This window comes from Streptomyces sp. NPDC090798, from assembly GCF_044768965.1.
Taxonomy (GTDB): Bacteria; Actinomycetota; Actinomycetes; order Streptomycetales; family Streptomycetaceae; genus Streptomyces.
Genome location: NZ_JBIVXA010000007.1, coordinates 93350 through 107484, shown reverse-complemented (window position 1 = coordinate 107484; position 14135 = coordinate 93350). Strand labels below are relative to the sequence as shown.

Sequence of the window (14135 nt, the reverse complement as noted above, 5' to 3'; positions counted from 1 at the left end):
AAGGAGGCATGCGATGCACGCGATGCAGTACGAACTGACGTTTCCCACCGACTACGACATGGGGATCATCCGCGCCCGGGTCTCCCGCATCGGGCACCTCCTCGACGACTGGGAGGGGCTCGGTTTCAAGACGTATCTGATGCGTGAGCGCGGGGTGCACGGCTCGCCGGTCAACCAGTACGCGCCCTTCTACCTCTGGAACACCGTCGAGGGCATGAACTCCTTCCTCTGGGACGGTGCCTTCCAAGGACTCGTCAATGACTTCGGGCGCCCGGTGGTGCAGAACTGGACGGGCCTCGCCTACGAGGATGGCGGCGCCGCCGGTGCGCCGGCCCGACTCGCGGTGCGCCGACGGCAGCCCGTACCGGAGGGCGCCGACCTGGCCGAGGCGATGGCAAAGGCCGCGGCGGAGGCGGAGCGGCTGGCCTCGCTCGACGGCGCGGTGTGCGCGGCCGCCGCCGTAGACCCGCGCCAGTGGGAACTGGTCCACTTCTCTCTCTGGGACCACGACACACCCAAGGCCCCCGGCGAGGTCTTCCAGGTGCTGCACTTGTCGGCACCCGGGCGCGACCGCCTGCCCCGGGGCCGGCAGTGGTGAGCCCTGTCTCCACGAGCCTCGGTGGCGCCGTCCCCGCGAGGGTCCGTACGGTCCTCGCGGACGTGCCGCCCGAGCACCTCGGGGTGTGCGACGCCCACGACCACCTCTTCTTCGGCAGTCCCGCGCTCCCCGGCCAGGAACTGCGCGACGCGTCCGCCGCGCGGGCCGAACTGGCCGCGTTCCGCGAGCAGGGCGGCGGGAGCGTGGTGCAGTGGACGCCGTACGGGCTGGGCCGGCGCGCCGCGGACCTGCCGCTGCTCTCCCGTGACACCGGCGTCCATGTGGTCGCCGCTACGGGCCTGCACCAGGCGGTCCACTACTCACCGGAGTCGCTCTGCGAACTGCGCGGCAGGCTGACCGACGTCTTCGTCTCCGAGCTCACCTCGGGCATCGGCACGTCCGGGGTCCGGGCCGGACTCGTCAAGGTCGCGGGCGGCTTCCACGCGCTCGACGCGCACGCCCGCTGGACGATGACGTCGGCGGCCGAGGCGCACCACGCCACCGGCGCGCCGATCGCCGTGCACCTGGAGCTGGGCACGGCCGCGCTCGACGTACTCGACCTGCTGTGCGGCGAGTTGGAGGTGCCGCCGCACCGGGTGATCCTGGGCCACCTCAACCGCTCCCCGGACCTCGTGGTGCAGCGCCAGGCCGCCGAGGCGGGCGCCTACCTCGCCTTCGACGGCCCCTCCCGCACGAACCACGCCACCGACTGGCGCATGCCCGACGCCCTACGCGCCCTGGCCGACGCCGGTTTCGGCGACCGCCTGCTCCTCGGCGCCGACACGACGACCGCGGCGGCGCGCTCGGTCAACGGCGGCCCCGGGATGCCGTATCTGCTGCGCCGGGTGCGCCCACGGCTCGCACTGGCTCTGGGTGCGGAACTCGTGGAGCGCGTCTTCACACAGAACCCCGGCCGGGCACTCGCCGTGGAATGGCGCGGTGCACCACCCCGTCCGCCACGGCTGCCGGACAGACCCTAGGCCACCGAGATGTCCACGGACGGCCGCAGTTTCGCCGCGGTGGTCAGGGCCTCGTGTGCCGGGTGGGTGTCGAAGGCCGTCAACAGAGCCTCGTCGGCGGGGTGTTCGGCGGCCGGGTAGGCGATCTGCTCGTACGCCGCCTGGAAGCGCGGGCCCCAGCGGCGGGCGCCGAGACGGGCCGTGCGGGAGCAGTTGTCGACCATGTAGGCCACATCGCGGGCGTGCATGTACGGGAGCAGCGAGTCGACCGCCTCGATGACGGACTCGTTGACGATCTCCGACCAGGGGTGGCCGCGCTCGGCGAACTCGTCGATCTGGGCCGTCATGGTGGCGATGAACACCCCGGCGGTGAACGGGTCGACGGGCAGGGCGCGTCGGTCCCTCCTGGCCCGCACCTCGTCGCCGGCCGCGGACCACATGGGCGAGCCGCCGATCCGGCTCATCGGGCGGGCACCGAGCCGCCGTTCGGCGAGGACGACGCTGCGCAACTCGGTGCCGTCGGCGACCTCGTCGTAGATCTCGGCGACGATCTCGCGCGCGGGGCCGTACGTCGCCGTGTACACCCGGTCGAAGACGTCACGCCCGCTCACGTCGAGGCCCTCGCGGACCGCCCGCAGACCGTCGCGCGAGATCGTCCGGGCGATCGGCCCGGTGATGTTCTCGCAGGACCGCTCGTACGCCGTCACCGCGTCGTCGCCCGCGAGGCGGAAGCGGCCGTACAGACTCTCGACGATGCCGTGGACGGCGCCGAGCAGGATGGCGCGTTCGCCGACGATGTCGGAGCGGTACTCGCTCTCCAGTGTGGTGCGGAAGGTGTAGGGGGAGCCGAGAGCGACCGACCAGGCCAGGGCGCGGTCCGTGGCACGGCCGTCGGGGTCGGCGTGCACGGCGAAACTGCTGTTGATCCCGGCTCCGTTGATCTGCGCGCCCTGCTGGTACAGCCGGCGCACCGAGTCGCCCATGCCCTTGGGGCAGACGGCGATCACCCCGTGCCCGGCGGGGAACTCCCCGCCGGTCTCGCGCAGATGACCGAGCAGGAAGCCGTGCGAGAGCCCGACGGTGGCGCCCGGCCGCAGCGCCGCGAAGATCTCCTGGTGGTGCGCGGCGAGTGCGGCGTCGGCGATCAGCAGGATCACGAGGTCGCTGGCGGCGGTGACGGCGAGCCAGTCGCCGAGCGTGCCGTCCTCCTCCGTGAAGCCGTGCGCGCGGGCGTCCGCGGCGGAGGCGGAGTGGGGGCGCAGGCCGACGGCCACCCGGATGTCGGTGTCCGCGAGCGAGTCCCGCAGGTTCTGGGCCTGGGCGCGGCCCTGCGGTCCCCAGCCGATGACGCCGATGCGGCGGACGCCCGCGAAGGCGGTCGCCAGCAGCGGGAAGAGGTGCCGGCCGCCGCGCAGGATGGTCTCGGTGCCGCCGGGGACGTCCATGGTCTCCAGCGGGAAGACGGTGGAGGTGTACGGGGCGGTGTGCGTCGTCGAGGTCATGGTCGAGTTGTAGGCTCCGACCAGCTCTTGCGACAAGCGCAACTTGTGCAGCGCGGCGTTGCGCGACATGAAAGGTGCAGGTGGGAGGATGCGAGACGACCAGCGCGAGCTGCGGCTTTTCCTGCACCTGGCGCAGACGCTGAACTTCGGACGCACGAGTCTCGACTGTCATGTCAGTCCGGCGACGCTCACACGGACCGTGCAGCGCCTGGAGGCGGAGGTCGGACACCGGCTCCTCGACCGCGGCCCGCGAGGGGTGTCGCTGACGGCGGAGGGCCACCGCTTCCGCGCGTACGCCGCCGACGCGCTCGAGTTGTGGCGCTCGTACCGTGAGGAGCATCCGGATCCCGCCGAACTCACCGGGAGCCTCGCGGTGTTCGCCACAGTGACGGCATGTCAGGCACTGCTCCCCGATCTGCTGGCGCCTTTCCGGGCCGCCCACCCCCAGGTCCGGCTCGACCTGCGCACCGGTGACGCGGCGGCCGCGCTGGCCCGGCTCGACGAGGGGGAGGTCGATGTGGCGGTCGCGGGGATTCCGGCGCGGTTGCCGGAGCCGCTGGTCGGCCGCACGGTGGCGACGACCGAGCTGGTCTTCGTCACCGCCCGCGACCGCCCGGACCCGGGCCTCGACGGTCCCTTCGTACTCCCCCACCGCGGCCTGGTCCGCGAGGCGGCCGACCGCTGGTTCCGGGCCCGCGGCAGGACAGCAGGCGCGGCGGCCGAACCCGACGGCCACGAGGGGCTGTTGACGCTCGTGGCGCTCGGTTGCGGCACGGGGGTCGTCCCGCGCCTGGTGCTCGACAACAGCGCGGTGCGCGACCGGCTGTCCGTGGTCCCCGCCGATCCGCCGCCCGAGCCGTTTCCCATCGGCCTGTGCGTCCGCAGGGCCGACCTGCGGCGATCGCTCGTGGCGGCCCTGTGGAGCCTGAGCACACCGAGGGCGTGAGGGGGCCGCGTCGACGGTCTCGCCTCAGGTCCGAGCCAGTGCCGCCGGTGGGTCGTCGAGGACCGGCTGCCAGGCCAACTCCGCGGCGCCCACCAGGGTGTTGTGGTCCAGGGTGCAGGCGAGGATCGGTACGCCGCCGCTCTGGCCCCACAGGCTGCGGTCGGCGACGACGGCGCGCAGGCGGCCGGGGTCGGCGTCGAGGAGGGTGCGGTGCAGGCCGCCGAGGATGATCCGGTCGGGGTTGAGGATGTTGACCAGTCCGGCGAGGCCGAGGCCGAGGCGGTCGATCAGCGCCTCGGTGGCCGTGCGGACGGAGGGGTCCTGGTCGTACCGGGTGCGGATCAGGTCGTTGGCCTGCTGGAGGAGGGACACCTCGGGGCCGGGGTCGCGGCCCGCCGCGGTGAGGAACGCCAGGGGGTCCGCCTCGACGTCGAGGCAGCCACGGCTGCCGCAGTAGCAGGGGCGGCCCTCGGGGTTGACGGTGAGGTGGCCGACTTCGAGGGCGAGGCCCGAGCTGCCCGTGTGCAGCCGCCCGTCGAGTACGAGCGCGCCGCCGACGCCCCGGTGCCCGGTGGCCACGCACAGCAGGTCGCGGGCGCCTCGCCCGGCGCCGTGGCGGTGCTCGGCGAGGGCGGCGAGGTTGATGTCGTTCGCGGCGAACGCCGGGCCCTCGATGCCTGCAGCGCGCACCCGCTCGGCGAAGATCCGGCGAACGGGGGCGCCCGCGGGCCAGGCGAGGTGGAGGGGGTTGAGGGCGAGCCCGTCCGGCTCGGCGACGGCGGACGGTACGGCGAGCCCAGCGCCCACACAGCGCCGCCCGGTCTCACGGAGCAGCGCCGCACCGGTCTCGACGACGGCGCCGAGCACCTTCGCCGGGTCGGCGTCGACGGTCTCGCAGCTGGGCGCGGTGGCGACGATCCGGCCGCCGAGACCGACCAGTGCGGCGCGGAACCCGTCGGCGTGCACCTGCGCGGCCAGCGCGACGGGACCGTCCTCGGCGACCTCAAGGCGGTGTGAGGGCCGTCCCTGTGAACCGGCCGCCGCGCCGGGCCGCGCGTCGACCCGGATCAGCCCCAGCGCCTCCAGTTCCGCGGCCACCGCGCCCGCGGTCGCCCGGGTGACGCCCAGCTCGGCGGTGAGTACGGCACGCGTCGGCGCACGTCCGGTGTGCACGAGTTCCAGCGCGGGTCCGAGCGCCCCGCGCCCCCGGTCCAGCCGTGTCCGCGTGTTCCCTTCCCCCGCCGTCCGGGGGCCCGCCTTGCCGTTCATGAGGGCGAGTCTCCCATGATCCGCTCGTGCGGTGCCCCGCCCGAAGGCACCTGGAAGCCACTCGCCCGTAGCGTCACGTTCAGACGGCCGGTCAGTCCCAGTTCGGGCGGCGCCGTATCGGCGTGCACTCGGGGAACCCCGTGGTAGGCGAGCCGGCAGGCCCCGCCGAACACGAACAGGTCCCCGCTGCGCAGCTCGACATCCGTGTACGGGCGCGAGCGCGACTCGGTGTTCCCGAAGCGGAAGACGCAGGTGTCGCCGAGGCTCAGCGACACCACAGGCGCGTCGGACTTCTCGTCGCTGTCGCGATGCATGCCCATACGGGCGTCGGCGTCGTAGAAATTGATCAGTGCGATGTCGTACGGGGCGGTGGCGGCCTCGGGACCCAGGGTGTCCGCGACCGCACGGCGGCCGAGCCCGTCCAGCCAGGCGGGGAAGGGCTTCACCGGGGTGCCGTCACCGTCGACGACCGTGCGCGCGTACCCGTAGGGGTACCAGTGCCAGCCCAGGCACACCTGCCGGGAGGTCATCGTGCCGCCGCCGGGCGTGCGCACCGTACGCAGTCCGGCCGGTGGGCGGGCCCACGCACGGCAGGCCTCGAGGAGGTCCCGCTGGGCAACCGGGTCCAGCCAGTCCGGCAGATGCACCGCGCCCGGCGCGATCTCCGCCCGGCTCCGGGGGAACAGCTCAGCATCCATGGACATGCCACCATCCTCGCGCACCCCGCCCGTCCCGTGCCCGCACCTGGCTGAGCTGCGGCTCGGCTAGCCTTGACCCACGATGAACGATCGGATGACCGCGCCCTGGGCCGAGTACGCGCTGGCCCGCTTCCCCGAGAACCCCCGCGACCAGCTCCGTGCCTGGGACGCCGCCGACACCTATCTGCTGCGGCACCTCGCGGAGAGCGGAACGCCGCTGTCCGGGCCGGTCGTGGTGGTCGGCGACCGCTGGGGAGCGCTCGCCACGGCGCTGTCGGCGCACCGGCCGACACAGATCACCGACTCCTTCCTCGCGCAGGAGGCGACCCGGGCGAACCTGGCCCGCAACGGGGTCGAGGCGTCCTCGGTACGGCTGCTGACCACCCAGGACACGCCTCCCGACCGCATCGACGTCCTGCTCGTCCGGGTGCCGAAGAGCCTCGCCCTGCTGGAGGACCAGCTGCACCGGCTGGCGCCCGGGGTGCACGAGGGGACCGTCGTCGTGGGCACGGGCATGGTCAAGGAGATCCACACCTCGACGCTGCACCTCTTCGAGCGGATCCTCGGCCCGACCCGGACCTCGCTGGCCGAGAAGAAGGCCCGGCTGATCTTCTGCACCCCGTACCCCGGGATCGCCCGGGCCGCCAACCCCTGGCCGTACAGCTACCGGCTCCCCGACGACATCGGACCGGTTTCCGGCCGTACCGTCGTCAACCACGCCGGAGTGTTCTGCGCCGACCGTCTCGACATCGGCACCCGCTTCCTCCTCCAGCACCTGCCGCGCAGCCGCGGCCCGGAGCGGATCGTGGACCTGGGCTGCGGCAACGGAGTCGTCGGTACGGCGATGGCGCTGGCCAACCCGGAGGCGGAGGTGCTGTTCGTGGACGAGTCGTACCAGGCGGTCGCCTCGGCCGAGGAGACGTACCGGGCGAACGCCGGGGGCGTGGGCGCGGAGTTCCGCGTGGGCGACGGACTCGCGGACGTTCCCGCCGGGAGCGTGGATCTCGTCCTGAACAATCCGCCCTTCCACTCGCACCAGGCGACGACGGACACCACGGCCTGGCGGATGTTCTCGGGGGCGCGGCGCGCGCTGCGGCCGGGCGGCGAGCTGTGGGTCATCGGGAACCGCCATCTCGGCTACCACCTGAAGCTGCGCCGGCTCTTCGGCAACAGCGAACTCGTGGCGAGCGACGCGAAGTTCGTCGTCCTGAGGGCCGTCAAGAAGTAACCCCGCGCAGCACACGGGGCGAGGCGCCGAGTTCGCGGCGGCACGCTTTGTTGAAGGCCTGCAGGTCGGGGATGCCGACCGAGGCGGCGACCGCCGGGATGGAGAGCGTCGAGGCGCGCAGCAGATGGTGGGCGCGCTGAAGTCTGCGGCGGCGGATGTACGCCACGACCGTGGTGCCGGTCTCGGCGCGGAAGAGCCGGGTGAGGTGGTTGTGGGAGATCCCGGCGGCGCGGGCGATCTCCGGGATGGTGAGCGGTGCGGCCAGCCGGGCCTCGATGTGGGCGATGGCCGTGCCGACCGCCGGGTGCGGGCCGCGGCTCGTGGCGGTGGGCGGGGTGAGCCGGGCGATACGCCACAGCGCGGTCCAGATCTCGGCCCGGGTGTGCTCGGGCGCGCCGGGGGCCGCCGCGATCGCGTTCAGCAACAGGCTGGAAAGCATGGGGAATTCGGGTCCCGCGTCCTGCATCACGGCGACGGTGCGGGGCGGTCCCGCGGGGGCGATGCGCAGATGGGCGTAGAGGTGTTCGGAGGGGCCCTGGTAGCGGTAGCGGACCGTGGTGGAGGGCGGTACGAGGCTGACGCGGCCGGGGCGGATGGTGTGCGCGGTGCCGTCGACGGTCAGCTCGGCGTCGTACTGGTAGAGGTGCAGCTGCCACAGCTCCGGCAGCCGGAAGACGTCCGTGCGGCTCGCCACGCCGTGCACGCCGACGCCGATGTTGACGACGGCGGGCGGTTCACCGAGGTGCAGTTCCGTCTCCCGCATGGTGAAAAACTACCAGCAGTGGTGAGCCGCGCCAACGCGCCGACGGCGGCTTCGACCCTACGTTGAGTCGCATGACCAACACCTTGGAGCACACCACGGGCACCCCACTCCTGAGTTCGGTCCGGGTGGCGCACTTCGTGGCCCACGGCTCGCTGCGGCTGGACGCCGTGGTGCCGCCGGAGATGAACGCCGAGGGCATGGAGGTGCTGCGCGCGGGCATCCCCGCGGTGCCCTACGGCAGCTCCGTGCCGACCGCCTACCCGGCGGGTTCCTTCGTCCGTCGGCTGCTGGAACTCCCCGCCGTGGCCGGGGCCCTGCGAAGCCTCGTCGGGCCCGGCCCCACCGTCGACCACCACTACGTCCACATCCGCGAGCCGCACGAGGGGCGGGCGCAGCCGCTGCACGGTGACGCGATCATCGATGTGCGCACCGACGCCTTCGACGTGCAGCTGATGTACTACCCGCAGGACGTCACCCTCGGCATGGGCGGCACGCTCAGCGTGCCGGGCAGCCATCTGCGGCGCACCAACGAGACGGACACCGGGCGCTACCAGAATCTGCGCGGGCAGAGCCGGCTGGTCTGCCCGGCGGGCACCGTGGTGTTTCTGCACCATGGCCTGTGGCACGGCGGGCGGCGCAACGACAGCGACGTGGTCCGCTATATGTTCAAGATCCGCTTCAACCCGACCGTGCGGCAGCGGCGGCTGTGGGACACCTCGGACCTCGGCGACCCGGGGGTCGCCGGGGAACTCTCCACGACGTTCCCTTGGTACGAGCCCGCCACCGGCCGCCTCGAGATCTACCGCCGGATCCTGCTGTGGCGCGCGCTCACCGGGGACGACTCCTTCGACCTGGACCACTGGGTGACCCGGGTCTCCAACCACCCCCAGGAGGAGGCCGTATGAGTGTCCGTCAGCAGGTTCTGGTCCTCTACCTGGCCACCTCCGCCCTGGACGCGGAGGTGGTGGGCTGGTCGGTCTACGACGGCACCGGCCGCACGTCCCCCACGACCGGGGACAGCGACGAGCCGCCGTACGCGTCGGGTGTGGACGCCCTGAAGGACGGCTGGCGGCTCTTCCAGGCGGCGCAGCTGATCCCGCCGTGTCCCGGGGGCGAGTACGACGTGTCGTTCCTCAAGCACGAGTTCTTCTTCGAGAAGCTGGTCGACGTCGGGGGCCGCTGAGGTCAGGCGCTCAGTACGCGGATCAGGCGCGCCACCGTCCCTGCCATCGCCTCCCGCCCCACGCTGAGGTACTTGCGGGAGTCGACGGCTTCGGGGTGGGCGGCGAGGAACTCCCGGATGGCGCCGGTCATCGCGATGTTCAGGGCGGTTCCGACGTTGACCTTGGCGATGCCGCCCGCGACGGCCGCGGCCAGTTGGTCGTCCGGCACTCCGGAGGAGCCGTGCAGGACGAGCGGCACGCCGAGCGCCGCGGTCAGCCGTTTGAGGCGGTCGTGGTCGAGGGCGGCGGTGCGGGTGGTCATCGCGTGCGAGCTGCCGATCGCCACGGCCAGGGCGTCGACGCCGGAGTCGGCCGCGAAGGCGCGTGCCTCGGCGGGGTCGGTGCGGGCGCCGGGCGCGTGCGCGTCGAGCGGCGGCTCACCGTTCTTGCCTCCCACCGCCCCCAACTCGGCCTCGATCCAAAGGCCTTGGGCGTGTGCCCAGTCGGCGGCGGCCCGGGTGGCGGCGAGGTTCTCCTCGTACGGCAGCCGGGCCGCGTCGTACATCACCGAGCTGAATCCGGCGGCGGACGCCTGGCGCAGCAGGTCGTCGCTCTGGACGTGGTCGAGATGCAGCGCGACGGGCACCGAGGCGCGTTCGGCGGCCGCGGCGGCGGCGCGGGCCAGCGGCAGCAGCCGTCCGTAGCGGAACTTCACGGCGTTCTCGCTGACCTGGAGGACGACGGGGGCGGCCACGGACTCGGCGCCCGCGATGACGGCCTCGACATGCTCCAGGGTGATGATGTTGAACGCGGCGACGGCGGTCCGCGCCCCGGCCGCGGCGGTGACCAGGTCACCGGTGGCTGCGAGTGGCACAACTCCTCCTTCTGGGTGCGCGGCCCGCCGGCTCAGCGGGCCGACGGGGCGAGGACGACCGAGCGGGTGAGGTGGCGGGGCCGGTCGGGGTCGAGCCCGCGCGCCGCGGCGACGGCGACCGCGAGCCGCTGGGCGCGGACGAGTTCGGCGAGCGGGTCGAGTTCACCCGCCACCCACCGTCCCCCCGTGGCCCGTACCTGCTCGGCCAGCCCTTCGGGGGCCTCGCCGAGCATCCAGGTGGCCGTGCCTTCGGTGGTGATGCTGATGGGCCCGTGCCGGTACTCCATCGCCGGGTACGCCTCGGTCCAGGCCAGGGAGGCTTCGCGCATCTTGAGCCCGGCCTCGTTGGCGAGCCCGACGGTCCAGCCGCGGCCGAGGAAGGTGAACTGCGCGCAGTCGACGAGCCCTTCGGGCAGCGGGGTCGCGAGCGCGGTGCGCGCGTCGGCGACGACGGCGTCGGTGTGCAGTCCGAGGTGGGCGCGGAACAGGGTGAGCGCGGTGGTCGCGAACCGGGTCTGCACCACGGAGCGTTCGTCCGCGAAGCCGAGTACGACGAGGTCGTCCGCGAGGTCCATCACGGGGGTCGCGGGGTCGGCGGTGATCGCGGTCGTCGGGGTGCGTCCGCGCAGCCGCCCGAGGAGTTCGAGCACCTCGGTGGTGGTGCCGGAGCGGGTGAGGGCGACCACGCGGTCGTAGGAGCGGCCGGCCGGGAACTCCGACGCGGCGAAGGCGTCCGTCTCGCCCTGCCCGGACCCTTCGCGCAGCGCGGCGGCGGCCTGCGCCATGAAGAAGGAGGTTCCGCAGCCCACGATCGCGACCCGCTCCCCCACTTCCGGCAGTGCGCCGCCGTGCGCCTTGGCCTGCTCGGCGGCGCGGATCCAGCACTCGGGCTGGCTGTTCAGCTCGTGCTCGGCATGGGTCATGCCGTACCCCTCCCTCTGAAGTCCTCCATGCAAGATAGTGCAATTTAAGGCTTACTTTCGAGCACAATCAAGCATTGTGACGTCGAAAATGCCACGGAATGCGGCACGCCGGGGGTGCGCTAGGGTCGCGAAGGATCGAGGAACGGAGAGTGCGGATGTCGCGCGACGCCCGCTGGAAGGCGCTGCTGGAACTGCTCGTGGAGCGGGGCCGGCTGGAGGTCGAGCAAGCCGCGGCCGAGCTGGAGGTGTCGCCCGCCACGATCCGGCGCGACTTCGACCAACTCGCCGAGCAGCAGATGCTCGTACGCACCCGGGGCGGCGCGGTCGTCCACGGGGTGTCGTACGAACTGCCGCTGCGCTACAAGACCGCCCGGCACGCCTCGGAGAAACAGCGCATCGCGAAGGCGGTGGCCGATCTCGTCGTGCCCGGCGAGGCGGTGGGCCTGACTGGCGGCACGACCACCACCGAGGTGGCCCGCGCACTGGCCCTGCGCCCCGATCTCGCCTCGGGGTCGCCCGCGCTGACCGTGGTGACGAACGCGCTCAACATCGCGAGCGAACTGGCCGTGCGGCCCCAGTTCAAGATCGTGCTGACCGGCGGTGTGGCCCGCCCGCAGTCCTACGAGCTGGTCGGGCCGCTCGCGGACGGTGTGCTCAGCCAGATCACCATGGATGTCGCCGTGCTGGGCGTGGTCTCCTTCGACGTGACGCACGGGGCCGCCGCCCACGACGAGGCCGAGGCGGCGATCAACCGGCTGCTGTGCGAGCGCGCCGAGCGTGTGATCGTCGCCGCCGACTCCAGCAAGCTGGGCCGGCGCGCCTTCGCCCGGATCTGCGCGGCCGAGTCGGTGGACACACTGGTGACCGACTCGGCGGTGGACGAGGAGACCGTGCGGCGCTTCACGGAGGCGGGGGTCGAGGTCGTCGCCGTCTGACGACCCCGGCCCCCGCTGCCTCGACGCCTGTTTCACGAACCCTTCCGCCGCGGCGCGGTGAGCGTGCGGATGTCTCGGCTGGTGGCGGAGGCGTCAGGCGCGACGAGCACCGTCCTCGGGCCGCCCGGACGGTGCACGACGGCACGGGGAAACGCCGGGTCGGCCAGGGCGAGTTGCCCGGTGCCGACGGCTTGCGGGTACATGCCGAGGCTCGCCCACACGGCCCAGGAGGACATCGCGCCGAGGTCGTCGTTCCCGACGAGGCCGTCGGGGCGGTCACTGAACAGGGTGGTCAGGGCGCGGCGGACGGTGTCACGGGCGCGGTCGGGGCGGCCGACGAAGTCGTACGCCCAAGGGGTGTCGAACGACGGCTCGTTGCCGAGGTAGGCGTAGGGCTGGGTGCCGCCCGCGTTGAGCTGGGTGAAGAAGGTATCGAGGCGGGCGGTGACGGCGGCGTTCCCGCCCATCAGGGTGAAGAGCCCGGGCAGGTCGTGCGGGACCATCCAGGTGTACTGGGCGGCGTTCCCCTCGACGTACTCGTTCGTCTGCGCGGGGGTGAAGGCCGGCCAGGTGCCGTCGGCCGCGCGCGGCTGGAGGTAACCGGTGGCGGGGTTGAAGAGGTTGCGCCAGTTCCCGGAGGCCTTCAGCAGGGTGCCGTAGGCGGCGGTGTCGCCCAGACGGTGGGCGAGCTGGGCCAACGCGTAGTCGGAGACGGCGTATTCGAGGGTGGTGGCCGCCGAGCCCCACACTCCCTTGGTGCCGGCGGGGATGTAGCCGAGGGCGTCGTACTGCGCGTGTCCGGGCCGCTGGCGCTCGTCCTCGCGGCCCGCCATGGCGGCGCGCAGCAGGCCGCGGGCGTCGAAGTCGGTGGCGCCGAAGGCGTACACGGCGGAGGCGATGACGGGCAGCGGGTCGCCGACCATGACCCCGGTACCGCCGTTGGCGAGGGTCCAGCGGTCGAAGTAGCCCGCCTGGAGGCCCTGGTTGAGGACGGACTGCGCGATGTCTGAGGCTTCGCGCGGGGCCAGCAGGGCGATCAGCTGGACCTGGGAGCGGTAGACGTCCCAGCCGGAGAAGTTCGCGTACTGGACGTGTCCGGCGGGGGTGGTGTGGATGCGGCCGTCCATGCCGGGGTAGCGGCCGTCGGCGTCGCTGAAGGCGCTGGGGTGCAGGAGCGAGTGGTACAGGGCGGTGTAGAAGACCCGGCGCTGGGTGTCGGTGCCGCCGCCGACACTGATGCGGCCGAGCCAGTCGTTCCACCGGTCGCGGGCGGCCCGCCGGATCTGGTCGTACGGGTTCGTGTGCTGCTCGGCGGCGATGTTGCCACGGGCGCCGTCGACGCTGACGAAGGATACGCCGACACGGACGGTCACCGTGTGTACGTCGGGGCCGAAGGAGACCTGCGCGGCGCCCGGCCTGCCGTCGGGGTGGACGACGTGGGCGAAGGGGTGGTCGAACACGGCGTGGAAGTAGAGCCGGTAGCGGTTGGCTGACTTGCAGAAGCCGCCGCTGTCGGTGAATCCGGACAGGGTGTCGGTGCCGATGTCGACCGTTCCCGTCGCCGAGTTGAACGCCTTGCCCGCGTCGACGCTCAGCGCGGCGGGGCGGTCGTCGGTGGCCGGGTAGGTGAAGCGGGCGATGCCGGAGCGCTGGGTGGCGGTGAGTTCGCTGCCGATGCCGTTGTCGAAGGTGACCCGGTAGTTTCCGGGCGTCGCCTGCTCGTTGGCGTGCGAGAAGGTCGCCTGCCCGCTGGTGTCGCCGGCGAGCATCGGCATGAAGGGCACATTGCCGTAGTCCCTGCAGCCGGCCCCGGAGATGTGGGTGAGGCTGAACCCTCTGATCCGGTTGTCCCCGTACGCGTACCCGCCGTGCTGGTAGGTCACCGTGTCCGGGCTCCACTGCACCCCGCCGAGCGGCGCGGTCGCGCCGGGGAAGGTGTTTCCGGCACCACCGCCATGGCCGAAATCGGCCCCTCCGGGCGCGGTACCGACGAAGGGGTTCACGTACTGGGCCGGGTCGGCCACCGTGTCGTCCGCGGCGGCGGGAGCGGCCGGGGCGGACGACACGACGAGCACGGCGGCGCCGGCCAGCGCGGCCCGGCGGAAGGGGAATCGCAAGTGGGTCTCTCCGGGCTGTGGCGGGAGGGGCGTCAGGGTATGAGGGCGACAGTCTCCCCAGGGATGTCATCGCCTCCGCGCCGCCACGCCCGGAGATCACCCGCATGGCGGAGCGCCCGCGCCTACCCGAGCGGCTCGTGCGACGCGACGGGCTCCACCT

14 protein-coding genes are annotated in these 14135 nt (G+C 72.8%); 7 read left to right on the top strand and 7 right to left on the bottom strand.

Annotated elements, in window-relative coordinates; all coding sequences use genetic code 11:
- Nucleotides 1-13: 13 nt before the first annotated feature.
- Nucleotides 14-598 (top strand): DUF4865 family protein, encoded by a 585-nt coding sequence (locus ACIQTP_RS17185; protein WP_403400643.1) that lies wholly within the window; start codon nt 14-16, stop codon nt 596-598.
- Nucleotides 595-1578 carry a phosphotriesterase gene (locus tag ACIQTP_RS17180; RefSeq protein ID WP_403400641.1) on the top strand — a complete coding sequence of 328 codons (984 nt, stop codon included), beginning with the start codon at nt 595-597 and terminating at the stop codon, nt 1576-1578. Before ACIQTP_RS17185 ends, ACIQTP_RS17180 begins: the two co-directional genes overlap by 4 nt.
- On the opposite strand, the gene ACIQTP_RS17175 is transcribed toward ACIQTP_RS17180, so the two are convergent.
- Entirely contained in the window at nt 1575-3059 is a 1485-nt protein-coding gene (locus ACIQTP_RS17175) for a ketol-acid reductoisomerase (protein ID WP_403400639.1), read from the bottom strand. The two genes, ACIQTP_RS17180 and ACIQTP_RS17175, sit on opposite strands and share 4 nt — an antisense overlap.
- Nucleotides 3060-3147: 88 nt before the next feature.
- Between ACIQTP_RS17175 and ilvY the strand changes: the two genes are divergently transcribed.
- Nucleotides 3148-4005, top strand: coding sequence for an HTH-type transcriptional activator IlvY (gene ilvY / locus ACIQTP_RS17170; RefSeq protein WP_403400637.1), 858 nt, complete (start codon nt 3148-3150; stop codon nt 4003-4005).
- Nucleotides 4006-4029: 24 nt separating this feature from the next.
- On the opposite strand, the gene ACIQTP_RS17165 is transcribed toward ilvY, so the two are convergent.
- A complete protein-coding gene (locus ACIQTP_RS17165; protein WP_403400635.1) occupies nt 4030-5274 on the bottom strand; it encodes an ROK family protein in 1245 nt (414 codons plus the stop codon).
- Nucleotides 5271-5972, bottom strand: coding sequence for an alpha-ketoglutarate-dependent dioxygenase AlkB family protein (locus ACIQTP_RS17160; protein ID WP_403401039.1), 702 nt, complete (start codon nt 5970-5972; stop codon nt 5271-5273). Before ACIQTP_RS17160 ends, ACIQTP_RS17165 begins: the two co-directional genes overlap by 4 nt.
- A gap of 82 nt (nt 5973-6054) precedes the next feature.
- Between ACIQTP_RS17160 and ACIQTP_RS17155 the strand changes: the two genes are divergently transcribed.
- On the top strand, nt 6055-7200 hold the full coding sequence (locus ACIQTP_RS17155; RefSeq protein WP_403400633.1) for a methyltransferase: 1146 nt from the start codon (nt 6055-6057) through the stop codon (nt 7198-7200).
- On the opposite strand, the gene ACIQTP_RS17150 is transcribed toward ACIQTP_RS17155, so the two are convergent.
- Complete coding sequence (locus tag ACIQTP_RS17150) at nt 7190-7963, bottom strand: helix-turn-helix domain-containing protein (protein ID WP_403400631.1); 774 nt, start codon at nt 7961-7963, stop codon at nt 7190-7192. The genes ACIQTP_RS17155 and ACIQTP_RS17150 overlap by 11 nt on opposite strands.
- 71 nt (nt 7964-8034) lie before the next feature.
- Here ACIQTP_RS17150 and ACIQTP_RS17145 point away from each other — a divergent pair, with 71 nt between their 5' ends.
- Together ACIQTP_RS17145 and ACIQTP_RS17140 are read left to right on the top strand one after the other, a co-directional pair.
- Nucleotides 8035-8868, top strand: coding sequence for a phytanoyl-CoA dioxygenase family protein (locus tag ACIQTP_RS17145; RefSeq protein WP_403400629.1), 834 nt, complete (start codon nt 8035-8037; stop codon nt 8866-8868).
- Nucleotides 8865-9146: a hypothetical protein gene (locus ACIQTP_RS17140; protein WP_403400627.1), complete on the top strand. Its 282-nt coding sequence runs from the start codon at nt 8865-8867 to the stop codon at nt 9144-9146. Before ACIQTP_RS17145 ends, ACIQTP_RS17140 begins: the two co-directional genes overlap by 4 nt.
- Nucleotides 9147-9148: 2 nt before the next feature.
- Here ACIQTP_RS17140 and ACIQTP_RS17135 read toward each other — a convergent pair whose 3' ends face one another.
- On the bottom strand, nt 9149-10000 hold the full coding sequence (locus tag ACIQTP_RS17135; RefSeq protein ID WP_403400625.1) for a ketose-bisphosphate aldolase: 852 nt from the start codon (nt 9998-10000) through the stop codon (nt 9149-9151).
- 32 nt (nt 10001-10032) lie between these two features.
- Nucleotides 10033-10923, bottom strand: a complete 891-nt coding sequence (locus ACIQTP_RS17130) for an SIS domain-containing protein (protein ID WP_403400623.1) — start codon at nt 10921-10923, stop codon at nt 10033-10035.
- 155 nt (nt 10924-11078) lie between these two features.
- Here ACIQTP_RS17130 and ACIQTP_RS17125 point away from each other — a divergent pair, with 155 nt between their 5' ends.
- The gene (locus tag ACIQTP_RS17125; protein ID WP_403400622.1) at nt 11079-11858 is read left to right on the top strand and encodes a DeoR/GlpR family DNA-binding transcription regulator; all 780 of its coding nucleotides are present in this window, start codon (nt 11079-11081) and stop codon (nt 11856-11858) included.
- A gap of 32 nt (nt 11859-11890) precedes the next feature.
- On the opposite strand, the gene ACIQTP_RS17120 is transcribed toward ACIQTP_RS17125, so the two are convergent.
- Nucleotides 11891-13975 (bottom strand): GH92 family glycosyl hydrolase, encoded by a 2085-nt coding sequence (locus tag ACIQTP_RS17120; protein WP_402039730.1) that lies wholly within the window; start codon nt 13973-13975, stop codon nt 11891-11893.
- Between the last annotated feature and the right edge of the window lie 160 nt (nt 13976-14135).

Bases quoted from the DNA above. Each gene is read 5' to 3' on its own strand.
- ACIQTP_RS17185 (WP_403400643.1), top strand. From the start codon at position 14: ATGCACGCGATGCAGTACGAACTGACGTTTCCCACCGACTACGACATG.
- ACIQTP_RS17175 (WP_403400639.1), bottom strand. From the start codon at position 3,059: ATGACCTCGACGACGCACACCGCCCCGTACACCTCCACCGTCTTCCCG.
- ilvY (WP_403400637.1), top strand. From the start codon at position 3,148: ATGCGAGACGACCAGCGCGAGCTGCGGCTTTTCCTGCACCTGGCGCAG.
- ACIQTP_RS17165 (WP_403400635.1), bottom strand. From the start codon at position 5,274: ATGAACGGCAAGGCGGGCCCCCGGACGGCGGGGGAAGGGAACACGCGG.
- ACIQTP_RS17160 (WP_403401039.1), bottom strand. From the start codon at position 5,972: ATGGATGCTGAGCTGTTCCCCCGGAGCCGGGCGGAGATCGCGCCGGGC.
- ACIQTP_RS17155 (WP_403400633.1), top strand. From the start codon at position 6,055: ATGAACGATCGGATGACCGCGCCCTGGGCCGAGTACGCGCTGGCCCGC.
- ACIQTP_RS17150 (WP_403400631.1), bottom strand. From the start codon at position 7,963: ATGCGGGAGACGGAACTGCACCTCGGTGAACCGCCCGCCGTCGTCAAC.
- ACIQTP_RS17145 (WP_403400629.1), top strand. From the start codon at position 8,035: ATGACCAACACCTTGGAGCACACCACGGGCACCCCACTCCTGAGTTCG.
- ACIQTP_RS17140 (WP_403400627.1), top strand. From the start codon at position 8,865: ATGAGTGTCCGTCAGCAGGTTCTGGTCCTCTACCTGGCCACCTCCGCC.
- ACIQTP_RS17130 (WP_403400623.1), bottom strand. From the start codon at position 10,923: ATGACCCATGCCGAGCACGAGCTGAACAGCCAGCCCGAGTGCTGGATC.
- ACIQTP_RS17125 (WP_403400622.1), top strand. From the start codon at position 11,079: ATGTCGCGCGACGCCCGCTGGAAGGCGCTGCTGGAACTGCTCGTGGAG.